This window comes from Streptomyces pluripotens (assembly GCF_000802245.2).
Classification (GTDB): Bacteria; Actinomycetota; Actinomycetes; order Streptomycetales; family Streptomycetaceae; genus Streptomyces; species Streptomyces pluripotens.
In genome coordinates, this window is record NZ_CP021080.1 from 5,226,232 (window position 1) to 5,244,401 (window position 18,170).

The 18,170-nt window shown below is 69.9% G+C and carries 9 protein-coding genes and 1 pseudogene; 3 read left to right on the forward strand and 7 right to left on the reverse strand.

The genetic code is table 11. The features are described 5' to 3' along the window. Nucleotides 1-247: 247 nt before the first annotated feature. Both treS and LK06_RS23635 read right to left on the reverse strand, forming a co-directional pair. Entirely contained in the window at nucleotides 248-1,948 is a 1,701-nt protein-coding gene (gene treS / locus LK06_RS23630; protein WP_043432665.1) for a maltose alpha-D-glucosyltransferase, read from the reverse strand. Further along, a complete protein-coding gene (locus LK06_RS23635; RefSeq protein ID WP_086083474.1) occupies nucleotides 1,945-4,071 on the reverse strand; it encodes an alpha-1,4-glucan--maltose-1-phosphate maltosyltransferase in 2,127 nt (708 codons plus the stop codon). The genes treS and LK06_RS23635 overlap by 4 nt, the downstream gene beginning before the upstream one ends. 391 nt (nucleotides 4,072-4,462) lie before the next feature. Between LK06_RS23635 and LK06_RS23640 the strand changes: the two genes are divergently transcribed. Then, nucleotides 4,463-7,081: a glycosyltransferase family 1 protein gene (locus LK06_RS23640; RefSeq protein ID WP_043435025.1), complete on the forward strand. Its 2,619-nt coding sequence runs from the start codon at nucleotides 4,463-4,465 to the stop codon at nucleotides 7,079-7,081. A 421-nt stretch (nucleotides 7,082-7,502) separates the two neighbouring features. Here LK06_RS23640 and LK06_RS23645 read toward each other — a convergent pair whose 3' ends face one another. Continuing rightward, a complete protein-coding gene (locus tag LK06_RS23645) occupies nucleotides 7,503-8,024 on the reverse strand; it encodes a DUF1990 domain-containing protein (RefSeq protein ID WP_039653385.1) in 522 nt (173 codons plus the stop codon). Between the two features lie 358 nt (nucleotides 8,025-8,382). Beyond that, nucleotides 8,383-10,437, reverse strand: coding sequence for a M4 family metallopeptidase (locus LK06_RS23650; protein ID WP_039653383.1), 2,055 nt, complete (start codon nucleotides 10,435-10,437; stop codon nucleotides 8,383-8,385). Between the two features lie 744 nt (nucleotides 10,438-11,181). Between LK06_RS23650 and LK06_RS23655 the strand changes: the two genes are divergently transcribed. Together LK06_RS23655 and LK06_RS23660 are read left to right on the forward strand one after the other, a co-directional pair. Beyond that, complete coding sequence (locus LK06_RS23655) at nucleotides 11,182-13,008, forward strand: ABC transporter ATP-binding protein (RefSeq protein WP_039653421.1); 1,827 nt, start codon at nucleotides 11,182-11,184, stop codon at nucleotides 13,006-13,008. After that, a complete protein-coding gene (locus tag LK06_RS23660) occupies nucleotides 13,005-14,861 on the forward strand; it encodes an ABC transporter ATP-binding protein (RefSeq protein ID WP_043435027.1) in 1,857 nt (618 codons plus the stop codon). Before LK06_RS23655 ends, LK06_RS23660 begins: the two co-directional genes overlap by 4 nt. 22 nt (nucleotides 14,862-14,883) lie before the next feature. On the opposite strand, the gene LK06_RS23665 is transcribed toward LK06_RS23660, so the two are convergent. From LK06_RS23665 to LK06_RS23680, 3 genes and pseudogenes are all read right to left on the reverse strand, one after another. Further along, a complete protein-coding gene (locus LK06_RS23665; protein WP_234367629.1) occupies nucleotides 14,884-16,095 on the reverse strand; it encodes a hypothetical protein in 1,212 nt (403 codons plus the stop codon). Nucleotides 16,096-16,145: 50 nt separating this feature from the next. Beyond that, a pseudogene (locus tag LK06_RS23670) lies at nucleotides 16,146-16,835 on the reverse strand (dolichyl-phosphate beta-glucosyltransferase); the annotation flags it as partial. A gap of 776 nt (nucleotides 16,836-17,611) precedes the next feature. Continuing rightward, nucleotides 17,612-18,118, reverse strand: a complete 507-nt coding sequence (locus LK06_RS23680; protein ID WP_039653378.1) for a SigE family RNA polymerase sigma factor — start codon at nucleotides 18,116-18,118, stop codon at nucleotides 17,612-17,614. Between the last annotated feature and the right edge of the window lie 52 nt (nucleotides 18,119-18,170).

The window sequence follows — 18,170 nt, forward strand, 5'->3', positions numbered from 1 at the left end:
GGCTGCACCCGGCGCGTGGCGAGAACCAAGCACGCGCTGTCTCCTTGACGTCGACGTCGACCGGGCTGGTTCCAACCCGGCTGGTGCTGATCGCGCGGGACCCGACCGCTTGCCGTGGCCGAGTCCTGTAGCCAGGAATCCCCGCTTCGGCCGGGGAGGGTCCAGGTCCAGGTCCCTCCCCCGGGACATCGGGGCGTGAGGGATGAGTGCCCCGGGCGGGACGGGGGAAACCGTCCCGCCCGGGGCACTAGGCCGCCTCGCGGCGCAGCCCGAACCAGTAGAAGCCGTGCCCGGCGAGGGTGAGCAGGTACGGCAGTTCGCCGACCGCCGGGAAACGCACCCCGCCGAACAGCTCGATCGGGTACCTCCCGCCGAACCGGCTCAGGTCCAGCTCGGTGGGCTGGGCGAAGCGGGAGAAGTTGTGGACGCACAGGACGAGGTCGTCCTCGTACTCGCGCAGGAAGGCGAGCACTGCCGGGTTGGACGAGGGTAGTTCGGTGTAGGTCCCCAGTCCGAAGGCGGGATTCTGCTTGCGGATCTCGATCATGCGGCGCGTCCAGTGCAGCAGGCTGGACGGGGAGGACATGGAGGCTTCGACGTTGGTGACCTGGTAGCCGTAGACCGGGTCCATGATCGTGGGGAGGTAGAGGCGTCCTGGATCGCAGGACGAGAAGCCGGCGTTGCGGTCGGGGGTCCACTGCATGGGGGTGCGTACGGCGTCGCGGTCGCCGAGCCAGATGTTGTCCCCCATGCCGATCTCGTCACCGTAGTAGAGGATGGGCGAGCCGGGCAGGGAGAGCAGCAGCGCGGTGAACAGCTCGATCTGGTTGCGGTCGTTGTCGAGCAGGGGCGCGAGCCGGCGGCGGATGCCGATGTTGGCGCGCATCCGTGGGTCCTTGGCGTACTCGGCCCACATGTAGTCGCGTTCCTCGTCGGTGACCATTTCGAGGGTCAGCTCGTCGTGATTGCGCAGGAAGATGCCCCACTGGCAACCGGAGGGGATGGCCGGTGTCTTGGCGAGGATCTCGGAGACGGGGTAGCGGGACTCGCGTCGTACGGCCATGAAGATGCGTGGCATCACGGGGAAGTGGAACGCCATGTGGCACTCGTCGCCGCCGGCGGCGTAGTCGCCGAAGTAGTCGACCACGTCCTCCGGCCACTGGTTGGCCTCCGCCAGCAGCACCTTGTCGGGGTACTGGGCGTCGATCTCCTTGCGCACCCGCCTGAGGAACTCGTGGGTCGCCGGCAGATTCTCGCAGTTGGTGCCTTCCTGTTGGTACAGGTAGGGCACCGCGTCCAGCCGGAACCCGTCGATGCCGAGATCCAGCCAGAACTTCAGCGCGGAGATGATCTCCTCCTGCACGGCCGGGTTCTCGTAGTTGAGGTCCGGCTGGTGCGAGAAGAAGCGATGCCAGTAGTACTGCTTGCGTACCGGGTCGTACGTCCAGTTGGAGGCCTCGGTGTCGACGAAGATGATCCGCGCGCCCGGGAACTGCTTGTCGTCGTCGGCCCAGACGTAGTAGTCCCCGTACGGACCGTCCGGATCCCGTCTCGACTCCTGGAACCACGGGTGCTGGTCGCTGGTGTGGTTCATGACGAAGTCGATGATCACGCGGATACCGCGCTGGTGCGCGGCGTCCACGAACTCCACGAAGTCGGCGAGGTCACCGAATTCGGGCAGCACGGAGGTGTAGTCGGAGACGTCGTAACCACCGTCCCGCAGCGGTGACTTGAAGAACGGCGGAAGCCACAGGCAGTCCACGCCCAGCCACTGCAGATAGTCGAGTTTGGCGGTCAGGCCCTTCAGGTCGCCGATGCCGTCGCCGTTGCTGTCCTGGAAGGAACGGACCAGGACCTCGTAGAAGACGGCGCGTTTGAACCAGTCCGGGTCCCGGTCTCCCGCCGGAGTGTCCTCGAAGGTGTCCGGGACGGGTTCGTTGACGATCATGTTGTGGGTGACCCTCCGATCTGCGGGGTGGACGGTCGCAGGACGGTGAAGATATGCGCGGGCCTGTGACCCGGTTCGAGACGCACGTAGTTGGCCCTGCCCCAGTGATACGTCTCGCCCGTCAGTTCGTCGTGCACGGACAGGGCGGTGTGCCAGTCCAGGCCGAGTTGCGGCATGTCCAACGAGACCGTGGCCTCCTGGGTGTGGTGGGGATCGAGATTGACGACCACGATGACCGTGTCCGCTGCGGTGCTCTTGCTGTAGGCGATCACCGCGTCGTTGTCGGTCTGGTGGAAGCGTAGGTTCCGCAGGCGTTGCAGCGCGGGGTGCTGCCGCCGGATGGTGTTCAGCTTGGTGATGAGCGGGGCGATGGTCCGCCCGGTGCGCGCGGCGGCCTCCCAGTCGCGTGGCTTGAGCTGGTACTTCTCCGAGTCCCGGTACTCCTCGCTGCCCTCGTGGAGCGGGGTGTTCTCGCACAGTTCGTAGCCGCTGTAGATGCCCCACGCCGGGGAGAGGGTGGCGGCGAGCACCGCCCGGACCTCGAAGGCCGGCCGTCCACCGTGCTGGAGGTAGGCGTGCAGGATGTCGGGGGTGTTGGCGAACAGGTTCGGCCGCATGTAGGCCGCCGCCTCACCGGACAGCTCCGTCAGGTACTCCGTCAGCTCCTGCTTGCCGTTGCGCCAGGTGAAGTACGTGTACGACTGCTGGAAACCGATCTGCGCCAGGGCGTGCATCATCGCCGGGCGGGTGAAGGCCTCCGCCAGGAAGATCACGTCCGGGTCCCTGCGGTTGACCTCCGAGATGACCCGCTCCCAGAACACCACCGGCTTGGTGTGCGGGTTGTCGACGCGGAAGATCCGGACCCCGTGCCCCATCCAGTGCCGCAGGATCCGCACCGACTCCGCGACCAGACCGTCCAGGTCAGCGTCGAAGGCGACGGGATAGATGTCCTGGTACTTCTTCGGCGGGTTCTCCGCGTACGCGATCGAGCCGTCCGGCCGGTGAGGGAACCACTCCGGATGCTTGTGCACCCAAGGATGGTCCGGCGAGCACTGCAACGCGAAGTCCAGGGCAACCTCCAAACCCAGCCGATTCGCCTCGCCGACGAAGAAGCCGAAGTCCTCCACCGTGCCCAGGTCCGGGTGGACCGCATCGTGCCCGCCCTCCGGGGAACCGATCGCCCACGGCACGCCCACGTCCTGCGGGCCCGCGGCAAGGCTGTTGTTGGGTCCCTTGCGGAACGTGGTGCCGATCGGGTGCACGGGCGGCAGGTACACCACGTCGAAGCCCATGTCCGCGATCGGCCCCAGCCGGCGGGCAGCCGTGCGCAAGGTGCCGTGCGGCTGCTCGACAGTGCCCTCCGAACGCGGGAAGAACTCGTACCAGGAGCCATACAGGGCGCGTTCCCGCTCCACCAGCAGCGGCATCGGGTCGGACGCGGTGACCAGCTCCCGCAGCGGATACCGGGCCAGCAACGCCTCCACCTCCGGCGCCAACACCGCGGCCAGCCGGGAGGCGGGTGGGCGGCCCTCGTCCCGCAGGGCCGCCACCGCCTCCAGCACGGACGACCGTTGTGAGCTGGGGACTCCACCGGCCGCACGTTCGTACAGCAGGGCACCCTCCTCCAGGACCAGGCCGGTGTCGATGCCCGCCGGGATCTTGATCAGGGCGTGCTGCCGCCAGGTGCCGAGCGGGTCGGACCAGGCCTCCACCGTGTAGGTGAAGCGGCCGGGTTCGCCCGCCGTGACCATGGCGCCCCAGCGGTCGGTGCCCGGGGCGAGTTCCCGCATCGGCGTCCAGGGACCGGGCCTGCCCGCCGGGTCGCGCAGCACCACGTTCGCCGCGACGGCGTCGTGTCCCTCCCGGAACACGGTGGCCGACACCTCGAACGCTTCACCGGCTACTGCTTTGGCGGGCCTGCGCCCGTGCTGGACCACGGGACGCACGTCGAGGACGGGGATACGGCCGACGGTGGTGCCGGCACCGGCACCGGCACCGGCACCGGCTGGGGACGGGGCGGGCCGGGACGTGCGCCCGGCCTTCGCTGCGGCGGATGTGGCGGATTTCCGCCCGGCCGCCTTGTTACTTGTCGGGGGTGCTGACGAGTGGTGCCTGGCGGGCATGACCGCTCCTGTCCGCGTCAACCTGGCTGTGGGCGGATGGGTATGGGGAGTGGGTCCTGCGGATGTGCTGGGGTATGCCTGTGAGGTGCGTACCGGAGGAGCCTTCCCACCCTTTTCGGGTGGGCAATCCGGCACACTGGTAACTACTCATCCGTGTCTCCACGCGCAAGACCGGTCACGTATTCCTGGGCGCTCACAGGCCGGTTCCGCACCCCGTCCCGGTCCTGCCGGCACCCCCCTCCGGCCGGATGCGCCCCTGGCCCGCGCCCGGTACGCCTCGACACCCCGCCCCCTACGTCCCCAACGACGCCCCGGTAACCACTACCGTCGAAGGTGACGACGAGACGTACGGCGCGGTGCGTCTCACCCCGTAACGCGTCCGAGGTGGAATGTGAAGGCGATTCGTCGGTTCACCGTCCGTCCCGTTCTCCCCGCCCCCCTCCGGCCGCTGAGTGACCTGGCGCGCAATCTGCGCTGGTCCTGGCACACGGAAACGCGCGACCTGTTCCAATCCATCGATCCCGAAGCCTGGGCCGCCGCCGAGGGCGACCCGGTGCGGCTGCTGGGCAGGGTGTGCCCGGCACGACTGGCCGAACTGGCCGGGGACCGGCGCTTCCGGCGCCGTCTGACCGCGGTCGCGGATGACCTCGACGACTATCTGGCCGGCGAGCGCTGGTACCAGTCGCAGACCGACGGCCTGCCCGCCGCCGTCGCCTACTTCTCCCCGGAGTTCGGCATCACGGCGGCGCTGCCCCAGTACTCGGGCGGCCTCGGCATCCTCGCCGGCGACCATCTGAAGGCGGCCAGCGACCTCGGCGTACCGTTGATCGGGGTGGGACTGCTTTACCGACACGGGTACTTCCGGCAGAGTCTGTCCCGCGACGGCTGGCAGCAGGAGCACTATCCGGTGCTCGACCCCAACGAGCTGCCCCTCCGCCAGTTGACTCAGGCCGATGGCGCCCCGGCACAGGTCTCGCTCGCCCTGCCGGGCGGCAAGGCGCTGCACGCCCGCATCTGGCTGGCTCAGGTGGGCCGGGTGCCGCTGCTGATGCTCGATTCGGACGTGGAGGAGAACGACCTCGGCGAACGCGGAGTCACCGACCGGCTCTACGGCGGCGGCAGCGAGCACCGACTGTTGCAGGAGATGCTGCTCGGCATAGGGGGTGTGCGGGCGGTACGGATGTACTGCCGGCTCACCGGGCACCCGGAGCCGGAGGTGTTCCACACCAACGAAGGGCATGCCGGGTTCCTCGGTCTCGAACGGATCGCCGAATTGTGCTCTGCTGGACTGGACTTCGACGCGGCCCTGGAGGCGGTGCGCGGCGGGACGGTGTTCACCACGCACACCCCGGTTCCCGCGGGCATCGACCGCTTCGACCGGGAGCTGGTCGTCCGGCACTTCGGTCCAGACGCCGAACTCCCCGGCATCGACGTGCGCCGGATCCTGGCGCTGGGCAAGGAGACGTACCCGGGCGGCGAGCCGAACCTGTTCAACATGGCCGTGATGGGGCTCCGGTTGGCGCAGCGGGCCAACGGGGTGTCGCTGTTGCACGGTCAGGTCAGCCGCGAGATGTTCGCGGGGCTGTGGCCGGGATTCGACGCCGAGGAGGTGCCGATCACTTCTGTGACCAATGGAGTGCACGCGCCGACCTGGGTGGCGCCGGAGGTGTTCCGGCTGGGTGCCCGGCAGATCGGTGCCCAACGGGCCGAGGACGCACTGGCGGTGGGCGGCTCCGAACGCTGGGACTCGGTCGCGGACATCCCGGACCAGGAGGTCTGGGAGCTGCGCCGCACCCTGCGTGAGCAGCTGGTGGTGGAGGTGCGGGCGCGACTGCATGCCTCCTGGCAGCAACGAGGAGCCGGCAACGCCGAGTTGGGCTGGATCGACAATGTCCTCGATCCGGAGGTCTTGACGATCGGCTTCGCCCGCAGGGTCCCGTCGTACAAGCGCTTGACGTTGATGCTCCGAGACCGTGACCGTCTGATGGAGCTGCTGTCACATCCGGAGCGGCCGATCCAGATCGTGGTCGCGGGCAAGGCACACCCGGCGGACGACAGCGGCAAGCGCCTGGTCCAGGAGCTGGTCCGGTTCGCCGACGACCCGCGGGTCCGCCACCGCATCGTCTTCCTCCCCGACTACGGCATGGGGATGGCGCAGAAGCTCTACCCCGGCTGTGACGTGTGGCTGAACAACCCCTTGCGCCCCCTGGAGGCCTGCGGCACGTCCGGTATGAAGGCCGCGCTCAACGGTTGCCTCAACCTCTCGGTTCTGGACGGTTGGTGGGACGAGTGGTTCCGGCCGGACTTCGGCTGGGCCATTCCGACCGCGGACGGCGCCGACACCGGTTCCGACCGGCGTGACGACATCGAGGCGGCAGCGCTGTACGACCTCCTGGAGCGACGGGTGGCCCCGTGCTTCTATGAGCGCGGACGCGGCGGACTGCCCGACCGCTGGATCGAGATGGTCCGTCAGACCCTCACCCTGCTCGGTCCCAAGGTGCTGGCGGGCCGCATGGTCCGCGAGTACGTCGGCCGGCTCTACGTGCCCGCAGCGCAGGCACACCGGGCACTGACCCCGGACGTGGCGAGGGAACTGGCCGCCTGGAAGACCCGGGTGCGGGCGGCCTGGCCCGGGGTGAGCGTGGACCACGTGGAGACGACCGCGCCGACGGCCACGGCGGAGTTGGGCACCACCGTGGGGCTCAGGGTCCGTGTCGGCCTGGGCGAGCTGACTCCGGACGATGTCGAGGTCCAGGCGGTATCGGGCCGGGTGGACGCCGAGGACCGCATCACCGACGCGACGGTGGTTCCGCTGAAGCCGACCGGAGCCCCGGACTTGGAGGGCCGCCTGCTGTACGAGGGCCCCCTGGCCCTGGACCGCACCGGTGCCTATGGCTACACAGTCCGCATTCTCCCGTCCCACCGCCTGCTGGCCTCCGCCGCCGAGTTGGGGCTGGCGGCGGTACCGCCGGAGGAGGTGGTGGAGGGGGCGGGGGTGCTGCTGCGCTGAGCGGCGGGACCCACCGGGGGTGTGACTGAGGGGTCCGAGCGTCCTCTGGCGGGTGTCCTGCGGGTGGCGATGTCCTGGACGAAGGCGTAGGACTGGTCGAGCGGTACGGCTCAGCCTGCCACCCGGTGCGGTTCCGGTCCGGTGGGGACCGGTCGTCGTGTCACTCGTCAGTGCCCGATGGGGCCCTGCTCCTGCCCTCGCACCCCGACGGACGCCCGCCGCGCCGGCAGCGAGGAGGTGTCCCACCGCCGCGCCGGGGTTCCGTCGGAGCCTTCGAACCCCGTCCCCGCGGGCGTTGCCCTGACGGCCGGCGCAGGCTCCTGCGCGCGGTGGCATTCGGGGCATCGACACAGGCTGCTGCAGGTCAGACGACCCCGCGCCCTCGGACCCCTCCGGGTGGTGCGGCGGGAGGACGGGGAGGTCAGTGCCCGTCGGGCCGAGCGCACAACTTGCGTAGGACCGTCCCGCAGCGCCGGGCGTACGCGTGCTGCAGTCCCCGGGTCGCCGGGCCACCGGCCTTCGCGTACCACTTCTGACCGCGGCTGAAGGCCGCGGTCGTCAGCCAGACCGTGCCGTCGCCCGTGCGGTCTACGATGAACGCCTCTTCCCCGCATTCCGGATGGCCCCGCAGGGTGCCGTAGGCCCAGCCGGCCCGGCGGGATTCCTCGACCGTCCACACGATGCGGCAGGGCGCCTTTATCAGGCCGGCGAGGGTGACCGTCACATCGACGCCGGGGGCCGCGCGGTCGGCGTCGGCGTCGATGCCGACGCCCAGCGCACGGTGCATCTCCCAGGTGAGGACTGCCTCGGCGGCACGCCGGAACACCTCCTGGCCCTCGCCGATGCGGGTTCGGACCAGCATCGGGTGGAAGCCGGGCGGGCAGAAGGCCAGTTCGTCGCGGGTCGCGCCGACCGGCTCGTAGGTGAAGGGCACCGGGGACATGGGTCACAAGAGTAGGGCGATTCCCGCACTGCGTTCCCTCCGGGTCCGGGCGAGAGCCAGGCGCGGGGCGCAGGGCGTCTGTCCGGGTCCGGGCGCAGATGACCGCCGACCGGGCCACTGCCACCGTGCCACACCCGGTGCTGCCGGAGACGGTAACACCGTCTCCTCGGCGCCGGCGCCGGCGCCGGCGCCGGCTGTGGCGTCCTGTGCCCGCAGGGACCAGGGTGGTCCGGGCTGCGCCGGACAGGGCGGCCGGGCGGCGGGACGTTCGGTGGCGGGACCGGCCGGTGAACGGGGACCGCCCGGGAGTGCTCGACCCCCGGGCGGCCCCCGTGTCTTTGGGCCCGCGGTGCGCGGTCTACGGGAACGTCAGCTTCCAGTCGTTGAGCGTTCCGGTGTCCCACGCGGCCTGATCCTGCACCCGCAACTTCCAGGTGCCGTTGGCAGGTTCGGCGGAGGCGTTGACCGTGTAGGTCTCGTTGACGTTGTCCGCCGAGTCGGAGGAGCTGAAGTTCTTCAGGCGGTACGCGGTGCCCGAGGGACCGATGAGATCGATCACCAGGTCGCCCCGCCAGGTGTGCGTGATGTCGACGCCCACCTTCAGGTTGCTCGGTGCGTTGCCGCTCCTGCCCGACACGGTGATGCTGGAGGTGACGGCCGGTCCGTCGTCCGGGATCGACACCGGGTTGTCGTTCTCGTACGAGGTGCCGCCACCGCCGCCACCGCCCGACCGGGAGCCGACGTTGACGGCCGCCCAGGCGTCCTGCACCGCCTTGTACGCGGCGCTGGAGGTGCCGTAGAGCTCGCCGGCCGCAGCCAGGGTGCCGGAACGGGCGCCGGCGTAGTTGGTGGTGGACGTCCACTTGGTGGTCAGCGCCCGGTACCAGATCTGCAGTGCCTTGTCCCGGCCGATGCCGGTGACCGGAAGTCCGTCGGAGGTGGGCGAGTTGTAGCTGACCCCGTTGATCACCTTGGCGCCGCTGCCCTCGGAGAGGAGGTAGAAGAAGTGGTTGGCGACGCCGGAGGAGTAGTGGACGTTGAGGTTGCCGACGCCGGAGTACCAACTGTCCGCGGAGTTACCGTCCTTGCTGGGCTTGTCCATGTAGCGCAGCGGGGTTCCGTCGCCGTTGATGTTGATCTTTTCGCCGATGAGGTAGTCACCGGGGTCGGAGGCGTTGTGGGCGTAGAACTCCACGCCGGTGCCCATGATGTCGCTGGTGGCCTCGTTGAGGCCGCCCGACTCGCCGCTGTAGTTGAGGCCGGCGGTGTTGGAGGTGACTCCGTGGCTCATCTCGTGCCCCGCGACGTCGAGGGAGGTCAGCGGGTCGGCGTTGCCGGAGCCGTCGCCGTAGGTCATGCAGAAGCAGCTGTCGTCCCAGAACGCGTTGACGTACGAGTTCCCGTAGTGGACGCGCGAGTAGGCGCCGACCCCGTCGTCGCGGATGCCGCTGCGGTTGAAGGTGTTCTTGTAGAAGTCCCAGGTCTCCTGGGCGCCGTAGGCGGCGTCCGCACCCGCGGTGGCCGCGTTGGACGTGCTGCCGTTGCCCCAGGTGTCGCTGGACTGAGAGAACAGCGAACCGGTGCCCGAGGAGCCGTGGTTGAGGTTGTACGTCTTGTGGCCGCCGCGCGTGTTGTCGGTCAGTGTGTACGTCGAACCCGAGTGGGCGGTGGTCAGCGACACCTGGCCGCTGTACTGGGTGTTGCCGATACCGGTCTGGATGCCCTGGTACTCGTGGAGCTTCTTGCCGGTGGCGGCGTCGGTGATGACGTGGAGCTGGTTCGGGGTGCCGTCGTCCTGGAGCCCGCCGATCACGGTCTCGTAGGCGAGGACGGGCTTGCCGTTCGCCGCCCAAATGACCTTGCGGACGGAGTCGGCGGCAGACTTGGTGCCGCCGAGGGCCTTGGCGCTTCGCACGCCCTGCTTCTCAGCCGCCGTCTTCGACACGGCCGGGGTGAGGTGGGTGACCTTCAGCCGTGCGTCGGTGGCCTTGATGACGTCCATGGTCACGCCCGCCTTGGAACTGTCCACGACCAGGTCGCCACCGAGGACCGGCAAGCCGGCGTACGTGCGCTCGTAGCGGGTGTGAAGGGTTCCGTTGGCGTCCTTGACGACGTCCCGGACGACCAGCTTCTCCTTGCTACCGAGGCCGATCGACCGGGCGGTGGCTGCCTTGGCCGCATCGGCGTCACGTATCAGCTCGGCACGCTGCGAGGGGGTGAGCTTGAGCGCCATATGGGCCGGGTTGGCCTTGCCGGCCTGCGGCTTCGCCGGTGCGGCACTGGCGACGCCCGTCTGGACGGCGGCCGCGATCAGGGCGGCGACACCGGCGAGGGCGACGGTTGCGGTGCGGCGGTGCCGGATGGTGCGGTGCGGGGTGTGGGAGGTGCGTCCGCGAGAGGAATTGCTTCTCAACACTGACTCCTTCTGCATGACCGCGGGTCGCGCGGCCAGGGGAGACCGGACGGTGGGTTGGGGCGTCCGGGCAGAACAGGGTGTTGTACAGATCCACGTGCAGGTACGGACCGGCTCACGCAAGGCGTGCAGAAGCTGTGGGGTTGCTGTGAGTCGGTCTGGGAAGAGTGACAGGTGATCACGTCATCTGTCAGGACCGCGTCAGAAGGTTGGCCGGAAATGGTTCGTTGACCGGATGTTCATGTTCGGTATGCGAACTGTTGGCGGCGGGGTTGTCGGGTGCGCACGCCGAGCGGCCCGGTGGCCGAGACCGTTGGCCGAGGGTTCGTCAGCGATTGCCGCGACGGCGCACCCGGCCGGCCGTGACACCGGCCCTGGACCATGTGAACCGGCGGGAGTTCACGTGGGAGCGACAAGGGCGAGCAACTCCGCGGGCCGCTGGGCCAACGCAGCGGTTCTCCGGGCCCCACGGCTTGCGCATATCGGTGGCTTCGATGACGGGTGGCATGCCGTGAGGGTCTCGGGCGGGAGCGGCCCGGCACATCGCCCGGACCGCTCGAACCGGCATCCCCCGATCGGTTGATGCCGCCCTACGACCGCCCCGGACGCTGCCCCGATACGCCTCACGCTCCCCGGCTCCCCGGCTCCGACCACTCGGATAGGAAGGTCGTAGGACCAACGGAGGACCGAGGTCCGGCCAAAACCCAGTGGGCGATGTCAGTGTTGGTCCGTACGCTCACGGTGATGCCAACGACACGTGCAACCACCGAGGAGCGGTCCGCCGCGCGCACCCTGCTGCGGCTGTGGCCGTACGTCCGCCCCGTCCGCGTCCGGTTGTTCACCGCGGCGGTCGTCGCGGTCGTCGCCTCCTGCACGGGACTGGTGATCCCACTCGTCCTCAAGTGGATGGTCGACGGACCGGTCGCCGACCGGGATCCTGCGGGGGTATGGCGCGGCGCGCTGTACCTGCTGCTGCTCGGTGTGGCCGAGGCGGTCCTGTTCGGGATAAGACGCTGGCTCGTGGCCCGTCCGCTGTCCGGGGTCGAGGCGGAGATGCGGGCTGACCTGTACCGTCATCTGCAGCGGCTGCCCGTGGCCTTCCACGACCGCTGGGCCTCCGGCCAACTGCTCTCGCGCGGCACGACCGATCTGATGCTGCTGCGCATGTTCCTCGCCTTCCCACTGACGTTCCTGCTGGTCAACAGCGTGACGATCCTCGTCGGCATGGTGATCATGCTGCTCCAGGACTGGGCGTTGGGGCTGGTTGTTCTCGGGCCCGCGCTCCCCGTGATGTGGACCTGCGTGTTGTTCGAGCGGCGGTATGCGCAGGCCGCACGGCGCGCGCAGGACCAGGTCGGGGATCTGGCCACCGTGGTCGAGGAAAGCGTGCTCGGCATTCGCATCATCAAGGGTTTCGGCCGTCACCGCAGCCAGGCGCGGGCCTTCCGCGAACTGTCGGACGCCCTGCGCGGCACCGAGTTGCGCAAGGCACGGCTGCTGGCCACCATCTGGGGCGTCATCGTGACCCTGCCCGAGGCCGCGATCGGGACGGCGCTGGTGCTGGGTGTGGTGCGGGTGGCCGACGGAGACTTGTCCGCGGGCACGCTGGTCGCCTTCCTGAGCACGGCACTCGCGCTGCGGTGGCCGGTGGACTCGATCGGTTTCCTGTTGGCCATGAGCCAGGAGGCGGCGACGGCCACCGAGCGGTACTTCGAGGTGATGGACGAGACGCCGGAAACGAGTACGGCACCGGGCGTACGCGGCACCCGGCCGACGTTCCCCGAACACGGACAGACCCTCTTGTCCTCGGTCGGCACGGGTACCAGCGCCGGTCTCCGGTTCGAGAACGTCCGGTTCCGCTACCCGGACGCCCCACCCGGCTCCCCGCCGCTCCTGCACCACATCGATCTTCACATCCGGCCCGGTGAGTCCATGGCCCTCGTCGGTGCCACCGGTAGCGGCAAGACGACGCTCACCGCACTCGTCCCCCGCCTGCACGAAGTCACCTCGGGCCGGATCACCCTGAACGGCGTCGACATCACCGCGATACCCCGGGAGGAACTCCGTGCCAGGGTCGCCGTCGCCTTCGAGGAACCGACCCTGTTCTCCACCAGCGTCGGTGAGAACGTGCTCATGGGCGCCGCGGACGGTGCGGAAAGGGCAGCCCTGGACCACGCACTCGCCGTGGCCCAGGCCGAGTTCGCGCACGCCCTCCCGCAGGGCGCCGAAACCCGCGTCGGCGAGCAGGGCCTCAGCCTGTCCGGCGGTCAGCGGCAGCGCCTCGCGCTGGCCCGCGCGGTGGTCGGCCGCCCCGAGTTCCTGGTGTTGGACGACCCGCTGTCCGCCTTGGACGTGCACACGGAGGCCGCTGTGGAGGCGGCGCTGCGGCAGGTCCTCGCCGACACCACCGCGCTGATCGTGGCCCACCGCCCCTCCACCGTGCTGCTCGCCGACCGCGTCGCGCTGCTGTCGGACGGTCGGATCACCGCCGTCGGCACCCATCAGGAACTCCTCCACACCAACACCGAATACGCCCAGCTGATGTCAGGGGAACAGGAGGGATCCCGTTGACCGCCACCGCCTCCGCCCCCGTGGTCGCCGAGGACGACGAACAGGCCCGCCGGCAGGACACGGGCGACCCCTTCGACCAGGACGTCCTGCCCACCCCGCCGGGCGCCACGGTCGCCCTGCTGCGCTCGTTGCTCGCGCCGCTGAAGGGTCGTGTCGCCCTCACCACGCTCCTGCTCCTGCTGCAACAGGCGGCCGTGCAGACGGGCCCGTTGCTGGTGGCCTACGCCCTCGACAACGCCGTACCGGCGTTCCGGGAGCACCGCCAGGGTCCGCTGATCGCGGTCGCCGTCGGCTACCTGCTGTGCGCCCTCGCCTCAGGCGCGCTGCAGTTCGCGTTCATCGAGGCCTCCGCCCGGGTCAGCCAGGACGTGCTGCTGGACCTGCGCGGTCGGATCTTCCGCCACGCACAAGCGCTGAGCGTCGACTTTCACGAGCGGTACACCTCGGGCCGACTGATCTCGCGCTCCACCACGGACGTCGAGTCACTGCGCGAACTCCTCGACGACGGGTTGCAGGAACTGGTGACCGTCGTACTGTCCTTCGTCTACATCTCCGCCTTGCTGCTCTGGCTGGACCTCAGCCTCGGCGCGGTCGCGGTGGCCTCGTTCGCGCCGCTGTACCTGCTCGTGCGGATCTACCGCAAGCGTGCCGGACGGGTGTACCGGGCGCGGTCCACGGCGATCGCCGCGGTGATCGTGAAGTTCGTGGAGACGATGAACGGCATCCGCCCGGTGCGCGCCTTCCGCCGGGAAGCGGCGAACGACACCGAGTTCGCCGTCCTCAACCGGCGGCACGAGCGCACCAACGGTGACGCGCTGCTGGAGATGGCCCGCTACGTGGTCGGCTCGCGGCTGGTGGCCAACACGGCGGTGGCGGGCATGGTCCTGTGGGGCGCCTACCGGGTGGCGTCTGGCTCACTGGAACTGGGTGTGCTGGCAGCGGCGGTGCTGTACCTGCGGCGGCTGTACGACCCGATCGACCGCCTCGGCATGTTTCTGAACTCCTACCAGTCGGCCGCCGCCTCCCTGGAGAAGATCGCCGGGCTGCTGGCACAGACCCCTTCGGTGCCGGAACCGGCCACGCCCCGCGAACTCCGCCCGCTCGACGGCAGTTTCCCCGGCCGCGAGGTCGTCTTCGACGACGTCCGCTTCGCCTACCGCACCTGCGGCGAAGTGCTGCCCGCCTTCGAACTGACCATCCCGGCCGGGCAGACGGTCGCCGTCGTCGGCTCCACCGGCGCGGGCAAGTCCACGCTCGCCAGACTCCTCGCCCGCTTCTACGACCCCTCCGACGGCCGCGTCCTGCTGGACGGGGTCGACCTGCGCGAGCTGTCCTCGCCCGAACTGCGGCGCGGAGTCGTCATGGTGACCCAGGAGGCGTTCCTGTTCTCCGGTACGGTCGCGGACAACATCGCCATCGGCCGGCCCGAGGCCACCCGGGAGGAGATCGAGCGGGCCGCGAAGGCGATTGGCGCGCACGCGTTCATCAGCGCCCTGCCCGATGGCTACGACACCGACGTCCGCAAGCGCGGTGGCCGCATCTCGGCCGGGCAGCGCCAACTGGTTGCCTTCGCCCGAGCGTTGCTCGCCGACCCCGCCGTGCTGATCCTGGACGAGGCGACCAGCTCCCTCGACATCCCGGGCGAGCGGGCGGTGCAGCAGGCGATGGCGACGGTACTGAAGGGCCGTACGGCGGTCGTGATCGCGCACCGGCTGTCGACCGTGGAGATCGCCGACCGGGTGCTGGTGATGGAGCAGGGCCGGATCGTGGAGGACGGGCACCCGGACGAACTCATCGCCGGCTCGGGCAGGTTCGCGGAACTGCACCGGGCATGGCGGGAGAGCCTGGTGTAGCGGGGCGGCCCACCGAGCGGGATCACGGCACGCCCAGTTCGAACAGGGCGTAGCCCGCGTACGAGCCGGAGGCCAGGGCCGCGATACCGAGGACCGTGCATTGCACCGGCAGGCTCAGCCTGCGCATCGCGAGCGCGAGCGGCAGGAACAGGGGGAAGCAGGGCAGCAGATAGCGCGAGACATTGGCGAAGATCTGCTGGCTGCCGAGCACCAGGGCGAGCGTGAGAACGGTGTACACGATCAGCATCGCGGGTGGACGAAGCCGCAGCAGCAGCGGCAGCAGCGCGAACGCCAGCAGGACGACACCGACCGAGATGACGTCCGCGAAGGGAAAGGCGAACAGATAGGTGAAGTGCCCCACCGGTGCCGATGCCAGCACGTCCAGGGTCTGCCTGCCGTAGTCGAAGCGGTGCGCCCAGGCGCCGGACTGCAGCTTGAAGTAGCCCATCGGATCGCTCATGCGGTCGCCGACCCAGAGCAGGTAGCCCAGTAGGCCCAGCGGGGCTAGCGCCATGGCGAGTATCGGGCGCAGGACACGGTCTTCGCCTCGCCGCAGTGAGAGCAGCGCGGCGACGGCGAGGGCAGCGATCAGCGCCCCGGCCGTTGGCCGGTTGAGGCCGGCGGTGAGGGTCAACACGCCGGCGGTGAGCCAGCGGCGGGTCATGACGGCGTGGCAGGCCCAGGTGGCCAGGGCCACGTACAGGGAGTCCGAGTAGACCGCCCACTCCACTCCCGAGCCCGGCCATACCGCCCACAGTCCGGCCGCGGCCAGCCCGGCCCGCCGGCCGCCGAGCCGTTCGGCCACGGTGTAGATACCGAGGGCGGCGGCGAAGGCGGCGAGGATCGAGACGAGCAGCCCGGCGCCGTACGGGCCGAGACCGGTGACCGCGGAGGTCAGCCGCATCGCGGCCGGGTAGAGCGGGAAGAACGCCGCCGAGTTGCCCTCCAGCGTGATCAGGCCGGTGGCGCCGGGGACCGGGACGAGCTTCGGGTCGTAGCCGTGCAGGGCGATCTGTTGGTACCACCAGCCGTCCCAGGTGGCCAGCACGTCCCAGGCGTGTGCCCCGCCGCCGAACCGGGGGTCCTTGGCGCGGTAGTCCCCGGCGGAGGACAACAGGTACATGAACGAACAGAAACCGGCCAGCTTGAGCGTGCCGTACACGGCGAGTACGGGCCCGTGGCGGCGTGCTGCGGCACGGAGACGGGAGCCGGGCCGGGGGACCGGAGACTGTATCCGGGGCAGGGCCGCGGTCACCGCGTCGCGGCTTTGCCACGCGGACGACGGCGGCCCAGGTCGCGGCGCATCCGCAGGATCCCGCGCAGGTCGGCCAGCGCGGTGGCGAGGATGTCGACGCTGCTGTCGGGGTCGTCCACCCAGTCCACCGGAACCTCGTGGATCCTGAGGCCCGCCCGCTCGGCGAGCACCAGCAGTTCGGTGTCGAAGAACCACTCCCCGTCCTGCACCAGCGGCAGCAACTGCTCGGCGGTATCGCGCCGGAGCGCCTTGAAACCGCACTGCGCGTCGGAGAAGCCGACGGCGAGGATGCAACGCAGCAGGGCGTTGTAGCAGCGGGATATGACCTCGCGCTTGGCCGCGCGCACCACCCGGGCACCAGGGGCCAGACGGGTGCCGATGGCCAGGTCGGAGTGGCCCGAGAGCAATGGGGCGGTCAGCGGTAGCACAGCGTTGAGCCCGGTGGACAGATCGATGTCGAGATAGGCCAACACGGGCGCCTCAGACCCTGACCAGGCCGCCCGCAGCGCCCGGCCGCGCCCCTTTTCGGACAGTCGGATCGAGGTCACCTCGGGCAGTTCGGCGCTGAGTCGGGCGGCTAGGGCCGGAGTGTGGTCGGTACTGGCGTTGTCGGCGATGGTGATCCGGAACGGGTACGGGAAGGTGTCCCGCAGATGCGCGTGCAGCCGCCGGACGTTCGGCTCCAGGTTCTTCTCCTCGTTGAACACCGGCACGGCCATGTCCAGGACGGGTTCCGCACGATGCACCTCTGGTTCGGATCCGCACCGGGGCACCGGTATCACGGCTGGGGTTCGGTCCGACCGGATGTCTGTCACGTGACTCCCTGTGCTCTCTTTGGCTGCCGGGCATGCGCCGGCACGGTCGAGGAGGACGGTGGACGGTGTGCGCCGGCCGCATGGGCCGACCACCGGCGACGGTCAGTGAGACGGCAACGCCGGGGCGCTGGCCGACGTCGTGGCCGGCACCTGTGTGACCGTGACTGAGCTTCCGTCGGCTGTCGGCGGAACGGTGGCCGCCGCGGTGTGCTCCGGGGTCGGAGGGCGCGTCGTGGGAAGGCGTGGTGCCGAGGAGTGCGTCCTCGGGAACGACGGTGGCGGTGCGCTCGGTGTCTGCGACGGGGCCGGCGACATCTTCGGAGCCGAACCGTCCGTCGGCCTGGTCGCGGGCCGCGGGTGCGGTGCGCTCGGCCGGTCACCGGTGTGGCCGTGCGGCCACAGGAACAGCCCGAGGCCCAGTCCGGCCACCGCCAGGGCGCAACCGGCGGCCCGGCGTGTCGCGCGCAACCGGCGGAGGGCCCTTACCCGGTTGCGGATCCCTTCCTGGTGCCGGGTCTCGAAAGGAGTCCGCTCCTGTGTGCTGTGCATCAACTGAGCCAGCTGCTGTTCGAAGCGGTCCCGGTGACCCACGTGCCCCAGAGGACTCTTGCGGTCTGCCTGGTCTGCCTGGTCTGTTTGCTTCCAGTACTCCCAGCGCTCCCTGTACCCCATGGTCTCCCTCACCCCACCGATTCGATGGCGTCGGCCAGGAGGCGACGCAGTCGGGCCACGCCACGCGCCGCATGGGACCGGGCCGTACCGACCGGGCAGCCCAGGACCTCGGCGACCTGCCGGTCCGGCAGGTCCTGGTAGTAGCGCAGCACCACGGCGGCCCGCTGCTGGGGCGTCAGCTGTGCCAGTGCCGCCTCCAGAAAGGACCGCTCGGCCACCGTCGCCGACAGGTCACCGGACGCCGCCACCTCGGGCAGGTCCGCCACGGGCCGCTCGCCCCACCAGCGCCGGCGTGCCGAACGGGCCGCCGCCCGCGCCAGCACCTTGCGCACATACGCCTCCGGCGCCTCGTCGGCGACCTTCGGCCAGACGAACCACAGCTTGACCAAGGACTCCTGCAGCAGATCCTCGGCCCGGTGGCGGTCCCCTCCGGTGAGCAGACGGGCCAGATGGAACAACACCGACCAGCGGGCTACCACGAATGCGTCGTACTCACCGGCTCTGGCCTGCTCCATTCTCACGATCCCCGTTCTCGCCGGCTGTCCTCACCGTGGGAAAGGCGCTGGG